Source organism: Chryseobacterium sp. UNC8MFCol (assembly GCF_000482305.1).
Lineage (GTDB): Bacteria > Bacteroidota > Bacteroidia > Flavobacteriales > Weeksellaceae > Chryseobacterium > Chryseobacterium indologenes.
In genome coordinates this window covers 151,507-177,302 of sequence record NZ_AXUZ01000017.1, presented here as the reverse complement: position 1 = coordinate 177,302, position 25,796 = coordinate 151,507, and the positions used below count along the sequence as shown (strand labels likewise).

General features: G+C 36.2%; 21 protein-coding genes and 1 tRNA gene. 11 read left to right on the top strand and 11 right to left on the bottom strand.

The window, feature by feature from the left end:
• The first annotated feature begins 12 nt into the window (after positions 1-12).
• Positions 13-4,170: an RHS repeat-associated core domain-containing protein gene (locus M030_RS24065; RefSeq protein ID WP_051585040.1), complete on the top strand. Its 4,158-nt coding sequence runs from the start codon at positions 13-15 to the stop codon at positions 4,168-4,170.
• Positions 4,160-4,543 carry a hypothetical protein gene (locus M030_RS0112330; protein ID WP_027373780.1) on the top strand — a complete coding sequence of 128 codons (384 nt, stop codon included), beginning with the start codon at positions 4,160-4,162 and terminating at the stop codon, positions 4,541-4,543. Before M030_RS24065 ends, M030_RS0112330 begins: the two co-directional genes overlap by 11 nt.
• 758 nt (positions 4,544-5,301) lie before the next feature.
• Here the strand turns inward: M030_RS0112330 and M030_RS0112325 are convergent.
• Positions 5,302-5,372: transfer RNA gene (locus M030_RS0112325), tRNA-Gln, on the bottom strand.
• Positions 5,373-5,472: 100 nt separating this feature from the next.
• On the opposite strand from M030_RS0112325, the gene M030_RS0112320 reads away from it, so the two are divergent.
• The 5 genes from M030_RS0112320 (at position 5,473) to M030_RS0112300 (ending at position 9,709) form a co-directional block, all read left to right on the top strand.
• Complete coding sequence (locus tag M030_RS0112320) at positions 5,473-6,498, top strand: AMP-binding protein (RefSeq protein WP_027373779.1); 1,026 nt, start codon at positions 5,473-5,475, stop codon at positions 6,496-6,498.
• Positions 6,499-6,544: 46 nt separating this feature from the next.
• Positions 6,545-6,937, top strand: coding sequence for an alternative ribosome rescue aminoacyl-tRNA hydrolase ArfB (arfB, locus tag M030_RS0112315; RefSeq protein WP_027373778.1), 393 nt, complete (start codon positions 6,545-6,547; stop codon positions 6,935-6,937).
• Positions 6,938-6,982: 45 nt separating this feature from the next.
• Complete coding sequence (locus tag M030_RS0112310) at positions 6,983-7,627, top strand: outer membrane beta-barrel protein (RefSeq protein ID WP_162149655.1); 645 nt, start codon at positions 6,983-6,985, stop codon at positions 7,625-7,627.
• Positions 7,628-7,917: 290 nt separating this feature from the next.
• Positions 7,918-8,298 (top strand): GreA/GreB family elongation factor, encoded by a 381-nt coding sequence (locus M030_RS0112305; RefSeq protein ID WP_027373776.1) that lies wholly within the window; start codon positions 7,918-7,920, stop codon positions 8,296-8,298.
• A gap of 439 nt (positions 8,299-8,737) precedes the next feature.
• Positions 8,738-9,709 (top strand): deoxyhypusine synthase family protein, encoded by a 972-nt coding sequence (locus M030_RS0112300; protein ID WP_027373775.1) that lies wholly within the window; start codon positions 8,738-8,740, stop codon positions 9,707-9,709.
• 166 nt (positions 9,710-9,875) lie between these two features.
• On the opposite strand, the gene M030_RS25765 is transcribed toward M030_RS0112300, so the two are convergent.
• A complete protein-coding gene (locus tag M030_RS25765; RefSeq protein ID WP_164464865.1) occupies positions 9,876-10,022 on the bottom strand; it encodes a hypothetical protein in 147 nt (48 codons plus the stop codon).
• Between the two features lie 98 nt (positions 10,023-10,120).
• Here M030_RS25765 and M030_RS0112290 point away from each other — a divergent pair, with 98 nt between their 5' ends.
• Positions 10,121-10,417 (top strand): MGMT family protein, encoded by a 297-nt coding sequence (locus M030_RS0112290; RefSeq protein ID WP_027373774.1) that lies wholly within the window; start codon positions 10,121-10,123, stop codon positions 10,415-10,417.
• 155 nt (positions 10,418-10,572) lie between these two features.
• On the opposite strand, the gene M030_RS0112285 is transcribed toward M030_RS0112290, so the two are convergent.
• Together M030_RS0112285 and htpG are read right to left on the bottom strand one after the other, a co-directional pair.
• Entirely contained in the window at positions 10,573-10,971 is a 399-nt protein-coding gene (locus M030_RS0112285) for a helix-turn-helix transcriptional regulator (protein ID WP_027373773.1), read from the bottom strand.
• A gap of 258 nt (positions 10,972-11,229) precedes the next feature.
• Entirely contained in the window at positions 11,230-13,122 is a 1,893-nt protein-coding gene (htpG, locus tag M030_RS0112280) for a molecular chaperone HtpG (protein ID WP_027373772.1), read from the bottom strand.
• Between the two features lie 152 nt (positions 13,123-13,274).
• On the opposite strand from htpG, the gene M030_RS0112275 reads away from it, so the two are divergent.
• Positions 13,275-16,166, top strand: a complete 2,892-nt coding sequence (locus M030_RS0112275) for an alpha/beta hydrolase family protein (protein ID WP_027373771.1) — start codon at positions 13,275-13,277, stop codon at positions 16,164-16,166.
• Positions 16,167-16,335: 169 nt separating this feature from the next.
• Positions 16,336-17,778, top strand: coding sequence for a hypothetical protein (locus M030_RS0112270; RefSeq protein WP_027373770.1), 1,443 nt, complete (start codon positions 16,336-16,338; stop codon positions 17,776-17,778).
• A gap of 124 nt (positions 17,779-17,902) precedes the next feature.
• Here the strand turns inward: M030_RS0112270 and recA are convergent, their stop codons facing one another.
• The 3 genes from recA to M030_RS0112255 form a co-directional block, all read right to left on the bottom strand.
• The gene (recA, locus tag M030_RS0112265; protein ID WP_027373769.1) at positions 17,903-18,904 is read right to left on the bottom strand and encodes a recombinase RecA; all 1,002 of its coding nucleotides are present in this window, start codon (positions 18,902-18,904) and stop codon (positions 17,903-17,905) included.
• 354 nt (positions 18,905-19,258) lie between these two features.
• Positions 19,259-20,455, bottom strand: a complete 1,197-nt coding sequence (locus M030_RS0112260) for an oxygenase MpaB family protein (protein ID WP_027373768.1) — start codon at positions 20,453-20,455, stop codon at positions 19,259-19,261.
• Between the two features lie 71 nt (positions 20,456-20,526).
• Entirely contained in the window at positions 20,527-21,324 is a 798-nt protein-coding gene (locus M030_RS0112255; protein WP_027373767.1) for a LuxR C-terminal-related transcriptional regulator, read from the bottom strand.
• A 178-nt stretch (positions 21,325-21,502) separates the two neighbouring features.
• Here M030_RS0112255 and M030_RS0112250 point away from each other — a divergent pair, with 178 nt between their 5' ends.
• Positions 21,503-22,003: a papain-like cysteine protease family protein gene (locus tag M030_RS0112250; protein WP_081806336.1), complete on the top strand. Its 501-nt coding sequence runs from the start codon at positions 21,503-21,505 to the stop codon at positions 22,001-22,003.
• Positions 22,004-22,075: 72 nt separating this feature from the next.
• Here M030_RS0112250 and gap read toward each other — a convergent pair whose 3' ends face one another.
• The 4 genes from gap to M030_RS0112230 form a co-directional block, all read right to left on the bottom strand.
• Positions 22,076-23,080 carry a type I glyceraldehyde-3-phosphate dehydrogenase gene (gene gap, locus M030_RS0112245; RefSeq protein WP_027373765.1) on the bottom strand — a complete coding sequence of 335 codons (1,005 nt, stop codon included), beginning with the start codon at positions 23,078-23,080 and terminating at the stop codon, positions 22,076-22,078.
• Between the two features lie 33 nt (positions 23,081-23,113).
• Positions 23,114-24,100: a 6-phosphofructokinase gene (pfkA, locus tag M030_RS0112240; protein ID WP_027373764.1), complete on the bottom strand. Its 987-nt coding sequence runs from the start codon at positions 24,098-24,100 to the stop codon at positions 23,114-23,116.
• A gap of 83 nt (positions 24,101-24,183) precedes the next feature.
• The gene (locus tag M030_RS0112235; protein ID WP_027373763.1) at positions 24,184-25,056 is read right to left on the bottom strand and encodes a DUF4846 domain-containing protein; all 873 of its coding nucleotides are present in this window, start codon (positions 25,054-25,056) and stop codon (positions 24,184-24,186) included.
• A 334-nt stretch (positions 25,057-25,390) separates the two neighbouring features.
• Positions 25,391-25,747 carry a winged helix-turn-helix transcriptional regulator gene (locus tag M030_RS0112230; protein WP_027373762.1) on the bottom strand — a complete coding sequence of 119 codons (357 nt, stop codon included), beginning with the start codon at positions 25,745-25,747 and terminating at the stop codon, positions 25,391-25,393.
• Between the last annotated feature and the right edge of the window lie 49 nt (positions 25,748-25,796).

The window sequence follows — 25,796 nt, the reverse complement described above, 5'->3', positions numbered from 1 at the left end:
CAGGTGGAACATATGCCACAAAACTTTATTGTTACCCAGCTTAAGGAGGAAGGAAGAAAACAGGATTTCAAATACAGGGATCTGATTATAAATCTCCACGGGAAAGGAGTAATGGGATACAGACAGGCAGCCCGTTCTACATGGTATGCGGACGGTTTTGAAAACACGAAAATATGGTCAGGGGCAGAAATAGATCCTTTAAATGAGGGGGTGACCCTTAAAGAATGGTCAATTAAAACCAATGACGATAATAAGATATTCCCTACAAATATTTCTGAAAACAACAATGAGCTTCTCAATTTTAAATCCATAGGATATCAGAAAGATAAATTATTAAATGGACAAGTAACAGCACTGGTACCAAAAACGACACTCGCAAAAGAGTTTTTAACCGGTACAACCACCATTGGTACGATTACCTACGGAGATTATTATCTTCCGGCTCAGACTGTATCTTCGATAAATAACAACTACGGGGTCACTACCTCAACTTTTGAGTATGATCATAATCCATCAGGTATAGGCTCTGATTATTTCATCGGTCGTTCAAAGTCACAAACTGAGACGGTTCAAGCTTATGGAGATACCAGATCATCAAAAGTTGAATATACTTATGAAGGAAACCTACAGAAAACTCTTAAAACATGGAATAGAGATAACACGGGTTACGTTTTAGATACCTATGATTATGACGGATTTGGTAATATTCTGAAAACAGTTACCAGCAATAGTATAGATGCGTTAACTCAGACTACGAGTGCTGCATACGATCCGAAAGGAAGATTCGTTATCAAGAAAACAGATAACCTTGGATTAGAAACGAATATTGACTATAACAATTGGGGACAAATTACATTGCAAACCGATCCCCTTGGAAATACCCTTGAAAATACCTACGACACTTGGGGGAAACTCTTAAAATCCAAAACGAGTTTAGCAGGTACAACCACTTATCAGTATTTGAGAGATAGTAATGCCAATATCACTCTTATCCAGTATAATCCTGATGGAAATATTTCAAAGAAATATACCAATAGACTAGGACAGGAATATAAAAAGGTAACAAAAGGTTTTGGACAAAATAAATATATTGCCGTATATTCTGTATATGATAAATTAGGCAGAAAAATTCGCGAAACAGAGCCTTATTTTGATCAGGCATCAGAAGAATTACCTGCTAATGTTCAGTGGAATGTTAATGTATATGATGATACCGTTTATCCTACAAAAGTTACGACTACAGGGCTAGCAAAGATTGATGGCCAAGGTCTTATTATTTCTTTCACTGGTAAAAAGATGGAATCTGTCATGACAGGAAATACAGCTTCTGTAAAGGAAGTTAACGGATATGGAAGAATAACCACCAAAACTACCGATGCTTTAGGAAATATAATTGCTACAAATGACAAGGGAGGAAGTATCACTTTTACGTATAATGCTGCCGGAGAGCAAATTAAAGCGCAATACGGAGAGAACGTCGTCATCGCCAAATATGATAGTTGGGGGCGTAAATCGGAATTCAATGATCCTTCTAACGGAGTATATAAATATGAATACAACGGATTTGGACAACCTAAGAAAACCATCAGTCCTAAAGGAACTAAAGAATTTACTTACAATAATTTAGGGCAGCTTATTACTCAAAAAGAAATCTCTACCGTCGATGGTGGTCAGGCTACCGATAAAACCATTACGTATACCTATGATAATAAAGGACGCGTGACTTCTAAAAACGGAACTTCTAAAGGAAAGGCATATAGCTCTAATACATCCTTTGATCCGCAAGGAAGAATACTTTCCTCTTCCGAAAGCAGTAACGATAAATATTTTATCCAAAAAGGTATTACCTATGATGATAAAGGTAGAATTGTTTCTTACGAAAAAAGCTTATACTCTTCAGGCGTTCTGACTAAAGTAAATGTTGAAAATGTCTATAATGACTGGAACGGTGAGTTATACCAGATTAAAGATAAAAGCTCGGGAAAAGTTTTATGGCAGCTGAAAGATACCAACGCTAAAGGACAGGTGCTTACCTCTTCATTAGGAGCCGCTAATATTATTAATGCCTACGATGAAAATGGATTCCTGACTAAAGTTAATCATTCCTCACAGGTTAAATCCGGAATTCTGGATTTAGGATATACTTTTGATGGTGTTAAGAATGAACTGAAAAGCAGAAGAACAACCGGTGATTTTAATATCATTGAAGAATTCACTTATGATGACAACAACAGATTGGTAAGCTGGACAGATCCTGTGACAGGAGCTAAACCTAATAACCGAAATGTTTACGATGCCAAAGGAAGAATTCTTGAAAATGATCAGGTAGGTACCATAAAATATGGAAATTCTGCCAAGATCTACCAGCCAACAGGAATGACTTTAAATGCAGCCGGAACACAAAATTATAATAATGATCTGATTCAGACGGTTACTTATAATGAGAATAATGATCCTGTATTTATTGACGGTCAGAAAGGAGATGTAGCCTTCCAATATGGGCTTACCAGCATGAGACAGCGAGTTACCTTCGGAGGTAATTTCTCAGCAGATAGCGATGGTAAATTCACGAAGTTTTACAGTGAAGACGGAAGTTTTGAAGTAGTAAAAGATAATACTACAGGCAAAGAAAAACATGTACTTTATATCGGTGGAACACCTTATGAAAGTGACATCATCTATATCAAGAATTATGATGAAACTGGTGGCTCGTATAAATTCTTGCATAAAGATTATTTAGGAAGTATCTTAGCGATTAGTGATGAGGCAGGAAATAAACTAGAGCAAAGACATTTTGATGCCTGGGGTAATTTTACTCATTTACAGATAGGTACAGGCACAATTATCACTGATAAAAATATTATTGATCATGCGGTATTACTGTTAGAAAGAGGATACACCGGTCATGAACATTTTGGTGAGATAGGAATTATTCATATGAACGGAAGATTGTATGATCCGTTATTAAGAAGATTCTTAAATGCAGATGAAAACATTCAGGATCCTAGTAACACACAATCTTACAACAAGTACGGATATGTGATGAACAATCCATTGATGTTTAATGATCCAAGTGGAGAATTTATTCCAATCATATTAGGAATGACTGCTTTTTGGAGTGCTGTTGTCATAGGAGCCGCTGTAGGTTTAGCAGCTTACACAGTTGCCCTTGCTGTAACAGGTAATTTTGATCAATGGAATTTACTGGGAGCCTTTAAGGCAACCTTTACCGGAGCCATATCAGGAGCTGTCACCTTTGGAATAGGAAGTTTATTCTCCGGAGCAGGCGGATGTATTACAGCCGTATCACAGGTCATTAAAGAAACTGTTGGACAAATTGGCTTTGTAATGATCCAGGCAGGAACGCATGCTATTGCACAAGGAATTTTAAGCTCAGTACAAGGAGAAGGTTTCTTAAGTTCAGCCGCTTCCGGTTTCTTTGGAAGTTTAGGAGCTTCCGCTTTTGGAGCAATTGCCCAAGGAGCAGCTAATACTACTGTAGGAACGGTTTTATTTGGAGCACTTTCCGGTGGAATTGGAGCAGAGTTAACAGGAGGTAATTTTTGGCAAGGCGCTTTGATCGGAGGAATTGTGGCAGGTTTGAACCACAAGCTACACGATGTTGTCGGACCAAAAAAGATCATCGCAGGAATTTATGGGGCAGGTGGCCATGGAGCTAGTGATAATCCTGCTCTGGAAGAGATTGTAGAAGGGCTTGGTGGGCGAATGTTTACCAGTTCCTTGGGAGGAGGAGATGGTGAAATTATAGATTACCTGGTAGACGGTTATAAAAAAGGAAGACAAATTGTGATTTACGGACACAGTCGTGGCGGTGCAGCTGCAGTTAGAATATCTAACAAACTGGGAGAAATGAATATCCATGTAGCCGAAGTGAATTTGTTTGACCCTGTTGGTATGTATGGAGGAGGAGATTTTGTATTTACTCATCCTAACGTAATGAAGGTTAATAATTACTACCAAAGAAATCCAACGGATCATTTTTATTTTGCTATTCGATTTGAATTGGCAGATAATCCGTTTAAAGGGAGCCCTGTAAGTGCTAAATTTCAATGGCCTGTTATCAACCAGGTTGATTATACAGGGCAATACTATAAACCGGGTAAACTTGTTACTCACTTAAATATTATAAGAAAAGTCTATGGACGTTAAAATGATAATTTCGCTGTTTTTTTGTTTTCTCTTATTAGGGTGTAATACATCTGAAAATAATCAGATTAAAGTCAGTATAAAAGTAGTTGACTCTTATACTCATGAACCAAGGGTTAATGACCGTGTTAAGGTGCTCATAGGAAAATGGGGGTTTCCAACAAGGCAATATGAGCAGATTGGAGAATATTATACAGATTCTTCAGGAGTAGTAAAACTTAATCTCAGTAAAGATGAGAGATACAGTTTTATGACTTTCGGAGCCAATCATGCATTTGGTTCAGATGAGTATAAAAAAGGAGAATTAAAAAATAACCAGCAGGTTGTCATAGAAGTTGTCCCTCCGGACAAGAAACAATTTAAAATTGAAGAATAATTAAATTCTGAAAACATTCTTATGATCAGATAAATAGTGATCCGCCTCAAATTTTTGAGGCGGATTTTTTTGACTTATCCCATGAATAGCAATAGTAGTCAATAAATAGGGTGAGATTTTTTTGCTGATGATAAAATACGCTTCAGAATCATTTTATATTACAACATGCTATTGATGACAAGGTTTTAAGTGTTAATTTTATAGCTTGAAAATGCATATATGTATTCCATATAGTGATGGTTTTATTTCTTTACTAATGGAATAAGCTTGATACGCTTTATGACCGTATTTAAAAACAATGCGATTACTTGAAGTATTCCGAAGTACTAATTAAAATATTCTGAATATGTTATTGTGATTTATAAAAATAATATTTGGAGGATCAGGCTGGTGAGGTTGGAATATTCATGCCTATATCATTTAAATATAACGCAAAGGTTTCACTATTCTTTCTAATTATGTTAGGGAAGCAAAGGGTGGAACCAACTTCATTGATTCTTTCTAAGCGCATGCAGATCCATAAAGCTTCATCAGCGACTTTGTCGCTTTCTTAGCTCCCTCATCAATAAACACTCGCATCCTGCCTTTGCGTTTTGTAAAACTTTAGAATACAGCTTAGAGATTTAAAAGACAAAACGCTTTTTCTCTTCAGATTGACCAACTTTCTTTTTATCAAAATGTTAATAAAATAAGATTTCAGAATGAAAAAACATTCAATTAAAAAACAAAAAACCATCCTTGAAAAAGGATGGTTTTTGTAGACTCACAGGGATTCGAACCCCAGATGACTGAACCAAAATCAGTAGTGTTACCGCTACACCATGAGTCTCTGTTTGTTTTAGTGGTGCAAATTTACAGCTTTTTTCTTTACATACAAGAACTTTTTGATTTTTTTTTTAAATTTACTGTAGAATTTATTTACCGAAAACATGCTGATAGACTTCAATAATCTCAATATTAATACATTATATTTCAATACGGAATTTGAAAAAAAAGTTGAATCTTTTTTAAAAGAATGGCTTACTGATGGGGAAACGGTTAAAGTTCAGACTTCCGGTTCTACCGGTATCCCTAAAATCTTTGACATTGAGAAAAGCAAAATGCTCAATTCTGCAGTAATGACCTGCAATTTTTTAGGATTAAAAGAAGGAGATACAGCCTTGCTATGCCTGCCAGTAGAATATATCTCCGGAAAAATGATGGTAGTACGTTCAATAGAAAGAAAATTAAGATTAATAATCACAGCTCCCTCTTTGAATCCTGTTAAAAATCTGGAAGATGAGATCGATTTTTGTGCCATGACTCCACTCCAGGTCGAAAACTCATTAGATAAACTTCACCTCATTAAAAATCTTATTATTGGAGGAGCTGCTGTTTCGGAAAGCCTTAAAGACAAAATTATCCATAGGAACCTTGCCCCTTCAAACCGTATCTTTGAAACCTACGGCATGTCAGAAACACTTTCTCATATTGCCTTAAGACAGCTCATGCCGGAACCGGAAGATTATTTCACCGCTTTTCAAAATGTTTCGGTTTCATTAGATGAAAGGGAATGTCTTACTATATTTGCTCCCAAAGTTAATGACGAGGTTTTACAAACTAATGATTTAGTTGAAATTAAAAATAATAATCAATTCAGGTTTTTAGGGAGGATTGATAATGTGATCAACTCAGGTGGTGCGAAAATTTTTCCCGAAACACTGGAAGCCTTAGTTAAAAAAGAAATTCCAAATGAAGCCGTATTTATTGGGATAAAAGACGAAAGTTTGGGTCAGAAATTGATGTTGATCATAGAAGGAGAGGAATCAGAATATCTTATGAAGAAAATTTCAGAAATTCCTTTTGAAAAAAGTTTCCATAAACCCAAAGAAATTATTTTTACCAGTGAGATTCCAAGAACTCCCAACGGAAAAGTGAACAGAATAGAACTCCATAAAATGATAAATAGGAATTAATAGGTAAACACCGGCTATTTGATTTCTGTGATCACAATTTTATAGTATGAAAAATTTTTCAAAAGAACTCAGTTTTAAAACTTCCAGAAGCAGCGGAGCTGGTGGGCAGAATGTCAATAAAGTAGAAACTGCTGTTACTGTACTTTGGAATGTTCAGGCATCAGAATTTTTTAATGAAGATGAAAAGGTATTGATTCAAAATAAATTAAAAAACAGAATCAATGCTGACGGATTCCTGTTTCTGACGGTTTCTGAAAGCAGAACCCAGCTGATGAATAAAAATAAAGCCATTGAAAAAATAACAGAGATCGTACAAAAAGCATTGATTGTTCCTAAAAAGAGAACCGCAACAAAACCTTCCAGGGCACAAAAGCAAAAAAGACTAGATAGTAAAAAGAAACTTTCCGATAAAAAGGAAAACAGAAGATTTAAATTTTAATGGTCTGTTTTCATGAAAAGTCTTATCTTTTCGCAAAAATTCAAAATGATGAAAAAACTAATGCTATTGGGAGCTATTTCGACTTCCTTACTTTCTTTTGCCCAACGAAAATTTTCATTTATCCCATCGGTAGGATACGGATGGAGAGTCGCTGAAACACCTTCTGGTTTTTCAAAACAAGAAAAAGATTATATCAAAGGCTTAAAAAGCGGCCTTCACTTTGATCTTTCTGCTTACTATCACATCAACAATATCGGAATCGGATTAAAGTTTTCCAATTACAGTGCTTCAAGTAACGGAATATTATCAACCCGTGATTCTCAAGGAAATTATTTTTCTTTTCCCGTAAGTACACATGATAATATTACTTTCATTGGACCTTCCATCATGTATTCCAACTACAATGAGCCCACCAACCACAAATTGTTTCTTGATGCGGCAATAGGTGTTATTTCCTATACAACCAAAACAGGAAATGTCAAAGGTACCGGTTCCAATCTGGGGCTGGATGCTGGCTTCGGATATCAATATGCTTTGTCTGATAATATTTTTATCGGACCAAAACTGAGTATAACCGCAGGAACATTAAGTAAAATGAAGATTAACGGACAAACTTTAGACCTGCCGGATAACCAAAAAGAAGGTCTGACAAGAGTTTCGTTAAGCGGAGTCGTTACATTCCGTTTTTAAGTTCTATCTTTGTTACAATTAAAAAATAACACTATAATGACAGCAACAATCTTTTTATCAGCAGAGCGCCGACGATCATTGTTGCTGTCATTACTTTATCTGCATACAGATTCTTTTCTGAAAAGTTCAAAGGACTTTATCAATTAAGCCCTGTCAGGATCCAAGACAGGGGAATACTCCGGATTTTATTTATTGTTTTTGCGGTTTTCCATAGAAGAAGGCATAGCTGTGCCTGCGTTCTCATTGGATCTTCGGAAAATAACTGCACGTTAATCCTAAAAAATTGAAAAATGTCCGAACAAATTATCGTAACTACAGGAATTTACGATGCTATAAAAGATACACTCAGAAGAAAGAAAGTAAGTATACCTGAAGAAAAAAGGCTTGCTGAAGAATTAAGAAAAGCTAAACAGGTGTTGAGAAGAGATTTACCTAAAGATGTAGTAACAGTCGAGAGAAAGGTAACTTTAAAGGATCACACCCTTGATGTTGAACATGAATATATTTTTGTACCCTCTACCAGAGAAAAACTAAAAAAGAATAAGCACTCTATACTTTCTGAAATTGCTCTTGCTGTAGTCGGCTATAAAGTTGGTGATATCATCGACTGGCCTTTTAAAGACGGAAACAGAACCATTGAAATCATGAAAGTAGAAACCTGGGAAGGATAAAACTTTTTCGTATAGGGTCGATTTACAAAGAAAGCGTAGTCCATATTGGGCTGCGTTTTCTGTTTTTATCTGTCATACTTTTCATAGCGGCGAACAGTTGTTATCAATATAGTAATAAAAATTATATATTTCTATGTTCCTATGTCGTTCGAAATTTTAAAGCCACATAGGACCATGGAGCTTCGGGAAAACATTTTTTTTCTGGTACAATTACGTATTAATAAAAGAAATTCAGACATCCGTCCGAAACAGCTATCGTGTACATAATAAAGAAAAAAAACTTTGCGTCCTTCCGTTTATCCAACAAAAAGTAAATCAATTAAACATATTCAAACCTGTGTATTTAACAAATGATAAAAAAGCACCCCTTTACAATACTTTCTTCAAGTGCTTGGGTTGCATTCCGTTTTTAAGTTTTATCTTTGCAAAAATTTAAAAAATGAGCAAACCGATAACTGAATTCATAGAAAAGTACTACCTGCACTTCAACGCAGCTGCATTGGTGGATGCTTCTAAAGGATATGTTGCCCATCTTAAAGATGGCGGAAAAATGATGATTACTTTGGCTGGAGCAATGTCTACTGCTGAATTAGGGAAGATTCTTGCTGAAATGATCCGTCAGGGTAAAGTAGATTTTATCTCTTGTACAGGGGCTAACCTTGAAGAGGATTTGATGAACCTTGTAGCACACTCTCACTATGAAAGAGTTCCTCATTACAGAGATTTGACTGCTCAGGATGAGTGGGATCTTTTAGAAAGAGGTCTAAACAGAGTTACAGATACATGTATTCCTGAGGAAGAAGCTTTCAGAAGATTACAGAAGCATATTGTAGAAATCTGGAAAGATGCAGAAGCTAAAGGAGAAAGATATTTCCCACACGAATATATGTACAAAATGATCCTTTCTGGAGTATTGGAGCAGTATTATGAAATTCCTAGAGAGAACTCATGGATGATCGCTGCTGCTGAAGCAAACTTGCCAATCGTAGTTCCGGGATGGGAAGACTCTACAATGGGTAACATCTTTGCTTCTTACTGTATCAAAGGAGAGCTAAAAGCAACTACAATGAAATCAGGGATTGAATATATGACTTATCTTGCTGACTGGTATACTAAAAATTCAGGAGGAAAAGGAGTCGGATTCTTCCAGATTGGTGGAGGTATCGCAGGAGATTTCCCAATTTGTGTAGTACCTATGTTGTATCAGGATATGGAAATGCATGACATTCCTTTCTGGTCTTATTTCTGCCAGATTTCTGACTCTACAACATCTTATGGTTCATACTCCGGAGCAGTTCCCAATGAAAAAATCACCTGGGGTAAACTGGATATCACTACACCGAAGTTTATCGTTGAAAGTGATGCAACGATCTGTGCACCATTAATGTTCTCTTATATCTTAGAAAATTAAGAATACCATTCTCCACAGAGATTAAAATAACAGCGCTTCAAATTTTTGGAGCGTTTTTTTTGTAATACGCAGGGTCCACAGATAATAATTACTTGCTGGAAATCATAAAGACGATGACTTTTCAGTTCTCATCTGCATAAGCTGCTTCATCTGAGAGAATACAAAATCAATCCAATGAATTGACTAACACAAAATAGCGGTAAGCTAAAATACCTTTTTCAATTTTCGATAATTGATTAGGATCCTTATTACTCAACTTCGGAAGGATCTTTTTATTGATCACATTCAGCAATCTGAAAAACGATTTTTTCATATCTTTATCTTTTAATGCAGTATTAATTGTGATAGTTCAAAAATGATGCAAACATTAAAAATGATTTTCCAAAAAGGGAGGATGCAAAAACAATAATTATGGACGAAATTTTCAAACAACAGGTATACGAGGTGACCAGACTTATTCCAAAAGGAAGAGTTTCCACATATGGTGCCATAGCCAAGGCTGTAGGCTATCCTAATCATTCCCGTCATGTAGGAAAGGCTATGGGAGGTTGCCCTGAAGATGTTCCTGCCCATCGTGTCATTTCCAGTTCAGGGACATTATCTGTTCCGGAGTTCCAGAAGAGATTGGAAGCGGAAGGAATTACTGTGGAAAATCTGAGGATAAAAGGTTTCAAGAAATTGTTTTGGGACCCGATAGATGAGCTGTAATTAATTTTTCTTTCGGAGACAGAATCATTCTTATTATAAAATAAAATATTCGGATTTCATTGTTCTTCAAGAGAATCTCGGAATCAGACAAAAAAATATCACCCATACCATTGATATGAGCGATATAAATATTGTTACAGTCCGACACTCTATTTTTATTTTTTTACTCGTGTCGAAGGGCTTTGAGAACCTTTTGATTCCTCTTTCAGTCTTTCGTTTTCTTCTTTTAACAAGGCAATATATCCTTGTAAATTTTCAATGATAGCTCCTGGAATATTATCATAATTATTCTGATTAGTGATTGCACCTGCAGATCGGTCATTAAATACAGGATGATCATTATTAACAACTACTGCTGCGATCTCTTCTTCGTAAATATCTTCTAAGGGAACATCTAAAAAACGGGCTATTTTGTTCCACTCATCAGGAATAATTTTTACATCACCACTTTCTTTCCTGCTGTAATTAGATACATCTGTAGCGATAAAATCTGCTACCTGCTGTTGGGTATAGCCTTTTTGCTTTCTAATAAGTCGTAATTTTTCTTTTTGCATGACCTACATTTTATACAAAAATGGCAAAAAAGCTCAATGTATACAATAGAAAACCGGAAAAATGTAGGGTAAACTAATGAAGGCGAATAGAAATTATAGAAAAGCTTTATAATATGAATCTAAATTAGATCAATTGTTAATGATTTTTAGATTGTTTTGTTGGAGATAATGCAATGACACAAAGAATTTTTATGAGACTTGCGTCTTCCAACATTTTCAAAAAAAAGACTGTTTCAGATGGAAACAGTCTTTTGTATATTACTTTTCAAGTTGCTTATAGCTTCTCTGGATAAAATCTGTCAGGTCTTTTCCTTTTAGTAGATTTTGGGATAACTTAGCAAGATCCAAAGCGTATTTGATTACATTTTGCTTCTCTTCGGTATTCTCCGTTTTTAAGATCTGTTGAGAAAGTTCACTGTTAGAATTCACAACAAGATTATACATTTCCGGGAAACCTCCCATTCCGAACATACCGCCTCCACCGGTTGCCTGCATCTCCTTCATTCTTCTCATAAACTCAGGCTGGGTAATCGTAAACGGAGCATCGCTGCTGTCAAGATCTTCAAGCTGAACCGTAAATTTAGAATCCTGAATAGCTTCCTCTACATTTTTCTTTAAAGATTCTTTTTCTGTTTCATTTAACTTTGAAATTACAGGTTCATCCTTTTTGATCAGATTATTGATATGATCAGCATCAACTCTTGCAAATGAAGTATTTTCTTTCGAAGTTTCCAGTTTCTGGATCACATGTGGAGTGATAGGAGTATCCAGTAAAAGGACTTCATATCCTTTATCCTTTGCAGCCTGAATATAACTGTGTTGTTCATCAGCATTAGTTGCGTAAAGAATTACCAATTTATTGTCTTTATCAGTTTGCAGCGGTTTGATTTTTTCAGTCAGCTCATCCCAAAGGAAATATTTTCCGTCTGTTGTAGGGTATAAGGTGAATTTATCTGCTTTTTCTGCAAATTTATCTTCTGTAACGATTCCGTATTCAATGACTACTTTAATGTCATTCCATTTTTGCTCGTAATCTTCACGGTTTTCATTGATCAGAGAAGCCATTTTATCAGCTACTTTCTTCGTGATGTAAGAAGAAATTTTCTTTACAGCTCCGTCTGCCTGAAGATAAGAACGGGATACATTCAACGGAATATCCGGAGAATCAATCACTCCTCTCAGCAACATAAGGAAATCCGGAACAATACCTTTTACTTCGTCTGTTACGAATACCTGATTTTGATATAATTGAATTTTATCCTTTTCAATATTTAAGTTGTTGCTTAATTTCGGGAAGAAAAGGACTCCGGTAAGGTTGAAAGGATAGTCAACATTCAGGTGAATATGGAATAAAGGCTCTTCAAACTGCATAGGATACAACTCGTGGTAGAACTTCATATAATCTTCATTATTCAGTTCACTTGGAGCAATAGTCCATGCCGGTGCAGGATTATTGATGATGTTGTCTATTTCCTCAGTCTCAGCTACAGCATCCTCAGGAGCATCTTCCGGTAATGGTAAAGTATGTGTTTTCGTTCCGAATTTAATAGGAACAGGCATGAATTTGTTATACTTTAATAACAACTCACGAATTTTTGTTTCCTCCAAAAACTCTACAGAATCTTCAGCAATGTGAAGAATAATTTCTGTACCTCTGTCTGTTTTATCTGTTGTTTCTTCCAAAGTGAATTCAGGACTTCCGTCACAGATCCATCGTACAGCAGGCTCGCCCTTATAAGACTTGGTAAGGATTTCCACCTTTTCTGCCACCATAAATGCAGAATAGAATCCTAATCCGAAGTGGCCGATAATTCCTGAATCTTTTGCAGAATCTTTATATTTTTCCAGAAACTCCTCAGCTCCGGAAAATGCCACCTGGTTGATATATTTTTCAACTTCTTCACCTGTCATCCCGATACCCTGGTCGATGATACGTAAAGTCTTCTGTTCCTTATCAATTTTAATCTCAAGCTTCGGATTTCCGTATTCGACTTTTGCTTCACCAATGCCTGTTAAATGTTTCAACTTTAACGTAGCGTCAGTTGCATTCGAGATTAATTCTCTTAAGAATATTTCATGGTCACTGTAAAGAAATTTTTTAATAAGTGGAAAAATGTTTTCCACGGATACATTAATATTTCCTTTAGTCATAATATTTTAGATTTTAATTTTCAAATCTTTCTCAAAAAAAATACCATGACACAGAAAGTGACAGAATGGCATTTTTTCACTGATCAAAATCCTGGAATTATGTGAATTTGTCAAAGAAATATCATACTTTTAATCCTTAAAAATTATTAAAAATGAAGTTGAAATGTACCGTTTTTATTCTGCTCATCATGACCTGTTTTATGTATGGACAGAAAAAACCTTTAGATCATTCTGTCTATGATAGCTGGCAGAATATCGGTTCGAGAAAAATAACAAATGATGGAAAGTGGATTGCCTATTCCGTAGATGTTCAGGAAGGAAATTCTAATCTTTTTTTATACTCAGTTAAAAATAAAACTTCCAGAAAGTTTGAAAGGGCAACAAAAGTAAATTTAACAGGTGATTCAAGATTTGCCGTTTTTCAGATCCGTCCTTTGTATAAAGATATAAAAGCGGTAAAAGATAAAAAGCTTAAAAAAAACAAACTCACAAAAGACAGTCTCGCCATAGTAGATTTTTTAAATGGTCAGACGGAGAAGATTCCCAATGTGAAAACATTTAAAATTCCTGAAAAATCCGGCTCCTACGTTGCGTATCTTCTGGAAAATACAAAAGATAAATCTTCAGATGATACCTCAGATAAAGAAGATGGCGATGACAAACAAGATGATAAAAACGAGAAACCCCTTCAGCTGGTAGTACGAAATCTTTTGAATGGAAAAAATACAACGTATGATAATGTAATCCGCTACGAGTTCAGCAAAAATGGAAAGCAGCTTGCTTTTGTAACCAAGAAGCCGGACGAAAAAAAGGATAAAAAGCAAGGAAAGGAGTCAACAGAGGATAAATCTGCTGATAAAAAAGAGACTGACAAATCAAAGCCGAAAAAATATGCGCTTCAGACGGTGCAGGTAATTGATCTGCAGAGGGGAACAGTCATGAAGGCTTCTGAAATGGAAGGCGATTTTTCACAATTGTCTTTTGATGAAGAAGGAAATCAGCTGGCATTTGTAGGAACTTCTTCTGCACAGAATGATTTGGTGAAGCTGTATCAATTGTATTATTTTAATTTTAAAGGAAATAAAAAAGAAATTGTTACCAATGACAATACACAAATGAAAAAAAATTGGGTGATTTCTGAAAACCGTTTGCCTTTATTCAGCAAAAACGGAAAACAGCTGTATTTTGGTGTAGCTCCGAAACCCATAGCAAAAGATACTGCCATGATTGCCAATGATCATGCTGTTGTAGATATCTGGAATTATAAAGATGACTACCTGCAAACGATACAATTAAAAGAATTGAAAAACGATCTGAAAAAATCATACGCAGCTGTAATGCAGACGGAAAAACCGGATTCTTTTAAAAATATTGACGGTGAGGATCTGGATACTTTACGATGGGTGAATGAAGGGAACGCTGAATTTGCCCTTGGTATCACAAGTTTAAACAACCGTATTCCTTCGCAATGGGAAGGTGCAACGAAGAAAACCTATTTTCTGATTAACAATAAAACCGGAGAACGAATGGAAGTTGTTAAAAACCTGAACGGATCAGTGGAGGTCTCTCCGCTAGGAAATTATGTGGTGATTTTTGACAAAGAAAAAGGGAAGTGGCTGAGCTATAATGTTAAAACAAAACAAACACTCCCGCTCAATGATGGATTATCTGTTTCCTTTGTTGATGAAGAGTTTGATATGCCGGATTTCCCAAGCTCTTATGGCATTGCCTCCTGGACCAATAATGATGAATCTGTCATTATCAGGGACCGGTATGATCTTTGGGAGTTTTTCCTGAAAGGTTCAAAGAAACCAAGAAATATAACGAACGGATTCGGGCGAAAAAATAAAATAACATTTGATACCTATGACCTGGATGAAGATATCAAAAGCTTAAACCGAAAGTCTTCTATTTATTTATCAGCATTCGACAATACATCCAAGGCGAATGGAATTTTTAAAACGTCGATTCAATCAAATGTTGATCCTGTAAAAATTCAAATGGAAAATGTGTGGGGATATAGAAATCTTCAGAAGGCAAAGAATGCAGAAGAATACATTCTGGTAAAGGAATCGTATACAGATTCTCCGAATATTTTTGTAACCTCGGATTTTTCAGAACAACAAAAACTGAGTAAGACAAATCCTCAGCAAAATCTTTATAATTGGGGAACAGATGAATTGGTGCACTGGACGACGCCAAAAGGAAATACTTCTGCAGGAGTTTTGTATAAGCCTGAAGATTTCAATCCGAACAAAAAATATCCGATGATCGTTTATTTCTATGAAAAGCTTTCGGATAATCTGAACCGTTATGTAGCACCGGCTCCCACACCTTCAAGATTAAATATTTCTTATTTTGTGAGCAACGGATATTTGGTTTTTACTCCTGATATTTCTTATACTGACGGTTTTCCGGGAGAATCTGCGATGGAATATATTAATTCAGGAGTTGAAAAGCTAAAGCAAAATTCGTGGGTAGATGGTACTAAAATAGGAATTCAGGGACAAAGCTGGGGTGGTTACCAGGTAGCATATCTTATCGCCCATACCAATATGTACGCAGCAGCCTGGAGTGGTGCTCCTGTAGTCAACATGACTTCTGCGTACGGAGGAATTCGGTGGACTTCCGGAATGAACAGACAGTTTCAGTATGAAAAGTCTCAAAGCAGATTAGGTAAGAATTTGTGGGAAGCACCGGAACTTTATATTAAAAATTCACCGCTTTTTACCATTGATAAAGTGAAAACTCCCGTAGTTATTATGAGTAACGATCAGGATGGAGCTGTACCATGGTACCAGGGAATCGAGATGTTTACCGCATTGCGCCGTCTTGGAAAACCTGTATGGCTTCTGAATTACAACGGGGATGATCATAACCTTGTCAAACGTCAGAACAGGAAAGATATCCAAATCCGTGAGCAGCAGTTTTTTGACTATTATCTTAAAGGGGCTAAAGCTCCGGTCTGGATGACAAAAGGAGTTCCAGCTACCCAGAAAGGGAAAAACTGGGGATTTGAGTTAACAGATGAAAAACCTAATTGATAAAAGAATCGGCGGAGCCTTTGGCTCCGCCGATTCTTTTATCCCATTAAGTCTCAGATAAATGACTTTTCAAAAATAACATCCCATCAGAAAGTGACACAATGACATTTTGTAAATGATGCAGTAATTCGTCGCTTTTATTATATTTACCGCCAATTATAATAACAATATGGGAATCTTTGATTTTTTTAAGAAAAAGAATAGCGGACAGGAGAATAGCAGTATCCCGGTTCAACAGTTTGAAGCACCGAATGTAGAGGTAGCAGAACCAGAAACAGAGGTAGAGGAAATGACTGAAGAAATGGTAGAAACAATACCATCAATTTCTTTAGAACCTGTACAAGAGAAAAAAATAAATGAGGAGTTTGAAAAAATCAAAATTTATAATGAATACATTGTGCATGCTATCGCACTTCAGCTCAGAGGTGAATACACTCCGATTTCTGCCTTTGAGAAAGAAAATGGAGAGATAGAAGGCTTTGTATATGCAGTTACTGAAGATGCATATGCATTTTCTCCGGAACAGGCGATTGCAAAAATGGAGGAAAAATTTGAAAACGAACTTAATGAAGGGAAGATCAGGTCTTATATGATTTTATACCATTCTCAGTTTGAGGAAAATGGCCATCATACTCCGGCAATGAAACCGGGAGAATTTAAAGCCATTTCACTTTCATATCACTGTAAGGGTGAAGATAAGAAACAAGTTGGTCTGCCTTACGTTTTTGAAAATGAAAATATTACTTACAAAGGTTTTGCGGAGTTTTCCCATGAGGAAAATAATGAGATTATGAACACTCAGCTCGTTGATGGTAAAAATTATTTCCCGAATACAGAGGGAGTTCAGGCTCCTGAAACAACCAATGAAGCTGGAATTATCATTAGAAAATCCAATGTACACAATCTTTCGCATATGTGGGGCGGAATTTTTGGGCACGAAAATTTTCAGACCAAAGATTATTCAGGATATATGAGCCCTCTTACAATTCCTGATCCTTCAGGAGAACATAAGAACAAAGCGGAATTTAAGGATGTAAGGTTTAAAACAATTTTTGCTGATGAAGTGAGCACTATCATTCCTGAAGTAAAAACGGACTATACTTTAGATTTTGAAACAAGATCTATCAGAGAATGGGAGCATGCACAGGATCTGCATGCCATTGTAGCCGGTCCGGCCAGAGATTCTTTTGGAGTATGGTTTTTTGCAACGGATTATGCGGAGAACAAAAACACCTATTTAACGCAGCCTCATTTGAAAGTTAATATCAGTGGAATTGTTTTTGTCCTTGAAATTAATCAAAATACCGAATTACCGGATGGAACTAAAATGACCGAGGACTTTACGACCTATGCTCCAAGTCAGGACCTGCCTAATTATGCATGCTTTGATTTTATTGGTCAACTGATCGATTTCAGAGAAACCGAATTGCTTGAAGACGGAAGTGTAAAAGGATATATTCTGAAACTGAAATTACTCACAAACGGAGAGAATGAAGATTTCTTTACTATTGATGCTTTTGTAAATAAAGAGAATATGAGATTTGAGACTTTAACCAAAGGAATGAAACTTATCGGAGCTTTACAATTGCAGGGTAAAATTGCAGACTCATAACAGTATCATACTAAAAATAAAACGAGACGGTTCCAAAAGGATCGTCTCATTTTTATTCCTGAGTACATAATACAGCAACAAAAAAGACAATCCTGAGATTGCCTTTTTATTATTTTTTGAAAACCTATTTGTTTTTCAATTCTTCCTTAATTTTGTTTTCTAATTCCTCAGAAAGTTCAGGATTATCTTTTAAAACATCTTTTACGGCATCACGTCCCTGACCCAGTTTAGATTCTTCATAGCTGAACCATGAACCGCTTTTCTTTACAATTCCCATATCTACTGCGGTATCAAGAATTTCTCCTACTTTAGAAACCCCTTCTCCGTACATAATATCAAATTCAGCCATCTTGAATGGTGGAGCTACTTTGTTTTTCACAATTTTCACTTTTACACGACTTCCTATTGCTTCATCTCCATTTTTGATTGGAGCACTTGCTTTTCTGATATCAATTCTTACAGAAGCGTAGAATTTAAGAGCGTTACCTCCGGTAGTTGTCTCTGGGTTTCCGAACATTACACCGATTTTTTCTCTCAGCTGGTTGATAAAGATCACCGTACATTTCGTTCTTGAAATAGTTGCAGTAAGCTTTCTTAATGCCTGAGACATTAATCTTGCGTGAAGACCCATTTTAGAATCTCCCATTTCTCCTTCAATCTCTGCTTTTGGTGTAAGTGCTGCTACAGAGTCAATGACTACGATATCAATAGCTCCTGAACGGATCAGGTTATCGGCAATTTCCAAAGCCTGCTCTCCGTTATCCGGTTGAGAAATGATAAGGTTTTCCAAATCGATTCCTAATTTTGCAGCATATGTTCTGTCGAAAGCGTGCTCTGCATCAATGAATGCAGCAATACCACCTGCTTTCTGAGCTTCAGCAATCGCATGAAGTGTTAAAGTTGTTTTACCGGAAGATTCAGGACCATAGATTTCAATGATTCTCCCTTTCGGATATCCTCCTATACCTAATGCGATATCTAATCCTAAAGAACCCGAAGGAATTACTTCTACCGTATTGTCTATAGATTCATCACCTAAAGTCATTACCGTTCCCTTTCCGTATGTTTTATCTAACTTATCAAGCACCAATGCCAGTGCTTTTTTCTTATCATCAATGTTACTCATCTCTATTAATATAATTTCTCAAAAATACATAATTTAAAGATCAAATACTAATATTATTTGTCTTTGAAAGTTGTTTTTAGAGTTAAAAAATGATAAAATTTTACTAGTGATCTCATTCATAACGAAGCAGATGCGAGATGTGGTATTTAAAATTTATTGGAAATCGAAAAGGCACAAGTTTTTACTCTTATGATGTCCTTAAGGGCAAGGATTTTATCTGCGACACATACTGAAATAAATTTATCTATAAGATCTCTGTTCTTATATGTCTAAATTTAAACCTTCATATATAAACAGAATTTGGCCAAAGAAGCATGAAAAATTTTTCACCCTTAGATTTTTACAATCAGAAAATTAGTGGAAATTTGAATTTTTTGTAATGTTCAGATAGTCCTCCAATACTTTCATCTGATCTTTATTTCCTCGTTTTATTCTGGCTTCCCGACTGACAAGGCTGTCATAAGCTTTGTTGAAAAGTATTTTTGAATTGGGAAATAGTTTTCTATTGGGAACCTCGGGAATCTGTAGTCTTTTGCACACATCATCATCCAGTAGAAACCAGGTACAGCAAATATGAAGATATCTCAGGTTTTTCCTCTGAAATTTATATTTTAAAATCGGATTTTCTAGCGATTCATCTAATAGAGAATGAGCGAGGAGAACGGAATCTTTATCGGCAGGAGGCTGGACGGAAGTCCATAAATAAAAATATTCAGTAGCTTGTTTTTTATCATCAGGAAGCAGCAGCTCAGGAATTCCTAACAAATATCCCACATATTTCCATAGATGAAAAATTCCTTTTTCTTCATCCTTAGAGAACGTATTTCCCAATTTTTGTAAACTGTGAAGAAAAACCAGGCTAAATCCAATATACGTTGCCATCATATCCCAGGAATTGATAGGCTCTCCCCAATTTTCGGTATCCCATTCTTTATAATGTTTTTTGATAGAAAGTCTTGCATAGGAATGGATGAGACGGGTCTTAACAGCAAATTCATATCCTTTGGCATGAATTTCAAGTGCATTATAGCGGGTAACATTCACCCAGAAATCCAGTGTTTCCGAAAGTCGTTTTACAGCTCCTTTTTTTAATGCCTCTGTGACGATAAGGGGTTTATTCAGATAAGCATAATCGTAACCTCCTATCAGACAATAGTCTCTCAATGAAATAAGGGAATCAAGATTGCTTCGCATGCAGAGTTCAGCGCCGCTTTTTAATAATTTATAATCAAGCCATTCGGGTAGACTTTGGGTTTGGGTGAATAATTTTTTTACACTTTCAGGAACGTTATCTGTCTCAGAAACGCCGTTTCGTATATAACCTTCCATTTCCCTGGAGGCTTCGGAGAATTTTTTTGTGAAATAAATATCTTTTACCACCTGATCACCCATTTCATCAATGTGATAAAAGAAGGTAGCAAATTTTTCAAAGTCTTTAAAACTCACCTCTGCTCCGGAAAATAGGGTCAATTGTTTTCCGTTGCCTTTTTCCCAAAAGTCTTTGAAATGCACAGCATCTTTAAACCGCGGTTGTAATATTGTTCGTTCCATTGTATATAAAAATACAAGTTTTACACCGAAATGCACTGGTGAGATTTATCAGCATCACGAGGCATAAATAATTATAAATATCCGCACTCAAATGCTAATTTGATAAGCTCAGAACAATTTTTACAGTTTGATTTTTTTAAGATATTTTTTCTGTGGGTACGTACCGTTTCTTCAGAAATATTCAAAAGACTTGAAATTTCTCCTGCTACAAGACCTTTGGCGATATAGGTAATAATTTCCACTTCTCTTTTTGTAAACATTACCGGTTGGGGGTCTTGTTTTTTATTCTGTTTACTCCATTGCATCTGATGGAAATCTTCACGCCCGTTAATGCCGGAAACAATTACCGTGTAAGAATTTTGATGGGTAATATGTTCAATATTCGTATGAATATTAATTGCCTGCATTAGCTTGCCATTTTCATCCTTATATGTATGTAGTGCCTGATGATGAAAGAGCTCATAATTCCCTTTGGCAGTTCTCATCCTGAAACAATAACTGGTTTTAAGCTCCTGTTGGTAATCAAAGCCGTCAATTTCTTTCATTTTTTCTATGGACATTTTTTCTGCTTCCACCACAAACTCAAGATCCTCGGGATGTATGAGATCTATGATTTCTTTAAGATGGACAGGGTATTTCTTAAATCCATGCAATGTTAAAATACTATCATGAGGACAAAATAAAGTGCTGTCAGAAAAGTTAATGACATAATAGTAAAACCTGCCGGGGGAAAAAACTTCCCCAATGATTTCCTGGATAGAAGGAATTGGCAAAATCCTGTTGTCATTTTGTAATATTTCAGGATAGTTGTTCCATACCTTGATGAGGGGATGAGGCTTTTTAGCGTGAGTCAGATATTTTTTATTCATGGTTGATGTTTTCATAAAATTACTCAAAATATGTTAAAAATCACCCTATTGCGGTATTTTATCTGATAGAAAACTGTTGTAGATTTATTCGGAATTGGTAACCAGAAACATTTAATGTTACATCGCTCTATGAAGGATATGTGCTTATAAAAAACTTTAATCTTAAAAATAAATAATCATGAAAACAAGATTACTAGTATTGTTTTTGTTTTGCTCGATAGGAATTACAAAAGCTCAGATATATTGTCAGGAAGCCACAATGTGGTGCTGGGCAGCTTGCATTCAAAGCGCACTTGGACAAGCCGGAGTCAGTCAAACTCAGTCTCAAATTGTTTCCCGTCTTACAGGATGGCCGCAGAACAGGCCTGCACGAAGTGAAGAGGTAATTGCTATACTGTCTTCTTATAATTTTAATGCCTGGAATGTTACCTATCCGGCGACTCCCCAACAATTGTATAATACTCTATTATCCGGATGGAAATTGATTGCATTTGTAAACCCAAGCGGCAATCCTACAGTAGGGCATTTTATTATGTTGCAGGGTATTTCACCAACTTCAGGAAGGGTGGTTATAAGTGATCCTTCCAGTTGTGGTACTTATGAACAGGATTTACAACAATTATATTATGCATGGAGGTGGGGAAGTTCAATTGTGGTAGGAACCCCGTTCTCCAAATAAATGAATATTTATAAAAAAACCTTCCCATCGGGAAGGTTTTATATTACTTATTACTGATTATTTATTTACTCACTATAAAGAAGCAGCGTGTACAAGCATATCAACTAACTTGTTTGAATACCCCATTTCGTTATCATACCAAGAAACAAGTTTTACAAAGTTAGGAGAAAGCATGATACCAGCATCTTTATCGAAGATAGAAGTTCTCTTATCTCCAACGAAGTCCTGAGATACTACTGCATCTTCAGTGTATCCTAGGATACCTTTCAATTCACCTTCAGATGCTTCTTTGATTGCAGCACAGATCTCATCATAAGAAGTCGCTTTTTCCAATCTTACTGTAAGGTCAACTACAGAAACGTCAACAGTCGGTACTCTGAAAGACATACCTGTTAATTTTCCGTTTAGTGAAGGGATTACTTTTCCTACCGCTTTCGCAGCACCTGTAGAAGAAGGGATGATATTGTTTAGGGCAGCTCTACCTCCTCTCCAGTCTTTTACTGAAGGACCGTCAACCGTCTTTTGAGTTGCTGTTGTAGCGTGTACCGTTGTCATTAAACCTTCTACGATTCCGAATTTGTCATGGATTACTTTAGCTAAAGGAGCTAAACAGTTGGTAGTACAAGAAGCGTTTGATAAAATTTTGATATCATCGGTAAGTTCCTTGTGGTTTACCCCCATTACAAACATTGGAGTATCATCTTTAGAAGGGGCAGAAAGGATTACTTTCTTTGCTCCCGCATTGATGTGAGCCTGAGCAGTATCTTTAGATAAGAAAAGACCTGTAGATTCTACGATATAGTCAGCACCGATCTCGTTCCATTTTAGGTTGTTAGGATCTCTTTCTGCAGTTACTCTGATTCTTTTTCCGTTAACGACAAGATCATTTCCTTCTACAGAAACTTCACCTGGGAAAATACCATGTACAGAGTCATATTTTAACATGTAAGCCATGTATTCTGCATTGATTAGGTCATTGATTCCTACAACTTCAATGTTGTCTCTTTCAGTCATTGCTCTGAAAACAAGACGTCCAATTCTACCAAAACCGTTGATACCTACTTTAATTGTTGACATAATACTTTGTTTTTATTAGATTTAAAAAATAATTTAGAGTGCTAAAATTTCTGAAATCAGCAAAAGGTCTTTATTGATTTCATTATGTTTTTTAATGGCTTCTTCTATCGGTGTGTACGTCAAGTCATTGGAACGCATTCCTGCCATTACATTGGTTTGTCCTTCCATCAATCCCGTTACTGCACCGTAGCCCAGTCTGCTCGCCAGAACTCTGTCTGCACAGCTCGGAGAACCTCCTCTTTGCATATGCCCCAAAATGGCTACACGGATGTCATAATCAGGAAAGGTCTTTTTTGTTTTTTCCGCAAGTTCGTAAACGTTGGCTAATTTTTCACCTTCCGCTACCACTACAATACTTGAAGCTTTTCCTGTTTTTTCAGCATTTCTGAATTTGGCGAAAAGCTCATCAATGCTGTCTTTTTTCTCAGGAATCAGGATATCTAGAGCACCTGCAGCCAATCCGCTGTTCAGTGCAATAAAACCTGCATCACGGCCCATTACCTCTACAAAGAAAACTCTGTTGTGAGAAGTTGCGGTATCACGGATTTTATCAATTGCATCCATGGCAGTATTCAAAGCAGTGTCATACCCAATGGTATTATCTGTCCCAAAAATATCGTTGTCGATCGTTCCCGGAATTCCAATCACTCTGATTCCGAATTCTTCATTGAAAATTTTGGCACCGGTAAATGTACCGTCCCCACCAATACATACCAATCCGTCTATTCCAAGCTTTACACAGTTGTCGTAAGCTTTCTGACGTCCTTCTTTTGTTCTGAATTCAGCAGATCTGGCAGACTTTAGAATCGTTCCACCCTGGTTGATTATATTTTTTACGGAACGGGCTCCCATTTTAAGGAAATCGTTGTTGATAAGGCCATTGTAGCCTTCCCTTACTCCATAGCATTCGATATTATAGTAGTTGGCGGTTCTTACTACCGCTCTTAATGCAGCATTCATACCTGGGGAGTCTCCTCCTGAAGTAAGAACTGCAATCTTTTTTACAGCACTTTCTTTCATCTAGTAAAAAATTACGAACACAAATTTACAAAAACAAGTTCAGATTATAGCAGTAAGTTTCCAATTGTTTTGAATATAAACAATTAAAAGCTTCTGAAGTTTGTCGGTTTAAAAATATAGCGCGCAGTTTTGGTCTCCGGAGCGTTGATATTCAGATCGTACCAGGGCGATTTTTTTTTACTGAATGGGTTGGAAAGCAGATGAATAGACTGAGCCGGAGTGAAACCTTCTCCTAATAGAAATAATCTGTCGCCTTTTGGATTTTTACAAACGCCTGCAACAAATACCACATGGCCCGGGCTTCCAGGAGTAATCAGTATATCTCCGGTCTTTAAATCTTCTTTTTTATTGATCGGTTTGGTCTCCTTATTTAATGAAATAGTCCCCGCATAAGTAAAGATGAGATCAAGATAATTCCTGAAATTTTCATAAGAATCATCAAAGCTCATCGTTTTTCTGAAGCTTACGGAATGTCCGTTAACAAAAGCTCTGGTTCCGTTTTTATAATCGTTCCAGCTGAGCAAATCTCCACTGGTAAAATGAAATTTGATTTCATCAGATTTTTTGATAGTATATAAATACTCGGCTCTCAGACGAATAACTGCATCAGCACATTGTTGTAAATCTTTATTTCCTGTGTCAATATCAAAAACCGCTTCGTGCAGATGTTGCGCAGAGATAGGCGTTCCGTCATATCGCAGAATCTGGCTTCCATAAGGTTTTAGTTTAAAATTTTCAATAAAATACCCAAAAGAATCCGGTTTCTCATTAACCCAATTATAATCATTGGGAGGATCAAACCTTTCCCTGATCGTATTTTTATCCTTATTGATCTGTACATGATTTTCGGAAACTAAATCCCTGGCTTGTGGCCGGCTTGTATTTGATGATAAGGTATCCTTGGTACAACTCAGAATAGATATGCCTGACACTACACTCACAATAATTTTTTTCATGGATGTGGATTTTGATGACAAAAGATAAAGATTTAAAGCCATATATTGAGATAATTACAAGAGTTGTTTGTTTAAATTTTTTAATCGCTGATAGAATATATAATGAATATTGTAAATAGAACTCAATGTAAATTCATAATTTGCTGTATCATACCGAGATAATAGCTGTATGTATGAAATTATTCACTCCTTTTAATCTGTAAACTATGACAAAATTTTTTTACATTTTTTACTGATATTTTATATCAATTTTTTTTCTCAAAATAACACCGAACGGGTTATCCTGTCATCTATAAGTTATATAAAAAATAAGACGATCTGCTTTAACCGGGAGTTAATGATCCTTTTCCGGATGTTTTTCTTCACCAGGAATTAAAAGTTTTCCCCAATCATTCAACTGCCATAGAATCCCGACAAGTTGCTTTCCAAGTGGGGTAAGACTGTATTCAACCCGTGGAGGCAGTTCGTTAAATGACTGTTTTCCAAGAATACCGTCTTCTACCATTTCTGTAAGCTGTTGGTTGAGGACTCTGCGGTCCACCTTAGCGATCCCACGAAGAAATTCACTGGGACGCTTTTTTCCTTCGTTAATCTGCCAAACGATAGGAATTTTCCACTTTCCACTGATTGTATTCACCGCTATTTCTAACGGGCAAATTTTATTTTCCTCTGCTCTTCCCTTTGTTTCCATAAAATTGACTTTTTTATCCCTATGGGGTAAAAATATGCGGTATTGCCTG

Excerpts from the sequence above, each read along its gene's own strand:
- M030_RS24065 (WP_051585040.1), top strand. The coding sequence starts at position 13 with ATGCCACAAAACTTTATTGTTACCCAGCTTAAGGAGGAAGGAAGAAAA.
- M030_RS0112330 (WP_027373780.1), top strand. The coding sequence starts at position 4,160 with ATGGACGTTAAAATGATAATTTCGCTGTTTTTTTGTTTTCTCTTATTA.
- M030_RS0112320 (WP_027373779.1), top strand. The coding sequence starts at position 5,473 with ATGCTGATAGACTTCAATAATCTCAATATTAATACATTATATTTCAAT.
- arfB (WP_027373778.1), top strand. The coding sequence starts at position 6,545 with ATGAAAAATTTTTCAAAAGAACTCAGTTTTAAAACTTCCAGAAGCAGC.
- M030_RS0112310 (WP_162149655.1), top strand. The coding sequence starts at position 6,983 with ATGATGAAAAAACTAATGCTATTGGGAGCTATTTCGACTTCCTTACTT.
- M030_RS0112305 (WP_027373776.1), top strand. The coding sequence starts at position 7,918 with ATGTCCGAACAAATTATCGTAACTACAGGAATTTACGATGCTATAAAA.
- M030_RS0112300 (WP_027373775.1), top strand. The coding sequence starts at position 8,738 with ATGAGCAAACCGATAACTGAATTCATAGAAAAGTACTACCTGCACTTC.
- M030_RS25765 (WP_164464865.1), bottom strand. The coding sequence starts at position 10,022 with ATGAAAAAATCGTTTTTCAGATTGCTGAATGTGATCAATAAAAAGATC.
- M030_RS0112290 (WP_027373774.1), top strand. The coding sequence starts at position 10,121 with ATGGACGAAATTTTCAAACAACAGGTATACGAGGTGACCAGACTTATT.
- M030_RS0112285 (WP_027373773.1), bottom strand. The coding sequence starts at position 10,971 with ATGCAAAAAGAAAAATTACGACTTATTAGAAAGCAAAAAGGCTATACC.
- htpG (WP_027373772.1), bottom strand. The coding sequence starts at position 13,122 with ATGACTAAAGGAAATATTAATGTATCCGTGGAAAACATTTTTCCACTT.
- M030_RS0112275 (WP_027373771.1), top strand. The coding sequence starts at position 13,275 with ATGAAGTTGAAATGTACCGTTTTTATTCTGCTCATCATGACCTGTTTT.
- M030_RS0112270 (WP_027373770.1), top strand. The coding sequence starts at position 16,336 with ATGGGAATCTTTGATTTTTTTAAGAAAAAGAATAGCGGACAGGAGAAT.
- recA (WP_027373769.1), bottom strand. The coding sequence starts at position 18,904 with ATGAGTAACATTGATGATAAGAAAAAAGCACTGGCATTGGTGCTTGAT.
- M030_RS0112260 (WP_027373768.1), bottom strand. The coding sequence starts at position 20,455 with ATGGAACGAACAATATTACAACCGCGGTTTAAAGATGCTGTGCATTTC.
- M030_RS0112255 (WP_027373767.1), bottom strand. The coding sequence starts at position 21,324 with ATGAATAAAAAATATCTGACTCACGCTAAAAAGCCTCATCCCCTCATC.
- M030_RS0112250 (WP_081806336.1), top strand. The coding sequence starts at position 21,503 with ATGAAAACAAGATTACTAGTATTGTTTTTGTTTTGCTCGATAGGAATT.
- gap (WP_027373765.1), bottom strand. The coding sequence starts at position 23,080 with ATGTCAACAATTAAAGTAGGTATCAACGGTTTTGGTAGAATTGGACGT.
- pfkA (WP_027373764.1), bottom strand. The coding sequence starts at position 24,100 with ATGAAAGAAAGTGCTGTAAAAAAGATTGCAGTTCTTACTTCAGGAGGA.
- M030_RS0112235 (WP_027373763.1), bottom strand. The coding sequence starts at position 25,056 with ATGAAAAAAATTATTGTGAGTGTAGTGTCAGGCATATCTATTCTGAGT.
- M030_RS0112230 (WP_027373762.1), bottom strand. The coding sequence starts at position 25,747 with ATGGAAACAAAGGGAAGAGCAGAGGAAAATAAAATTTGCCCGTTAGAA.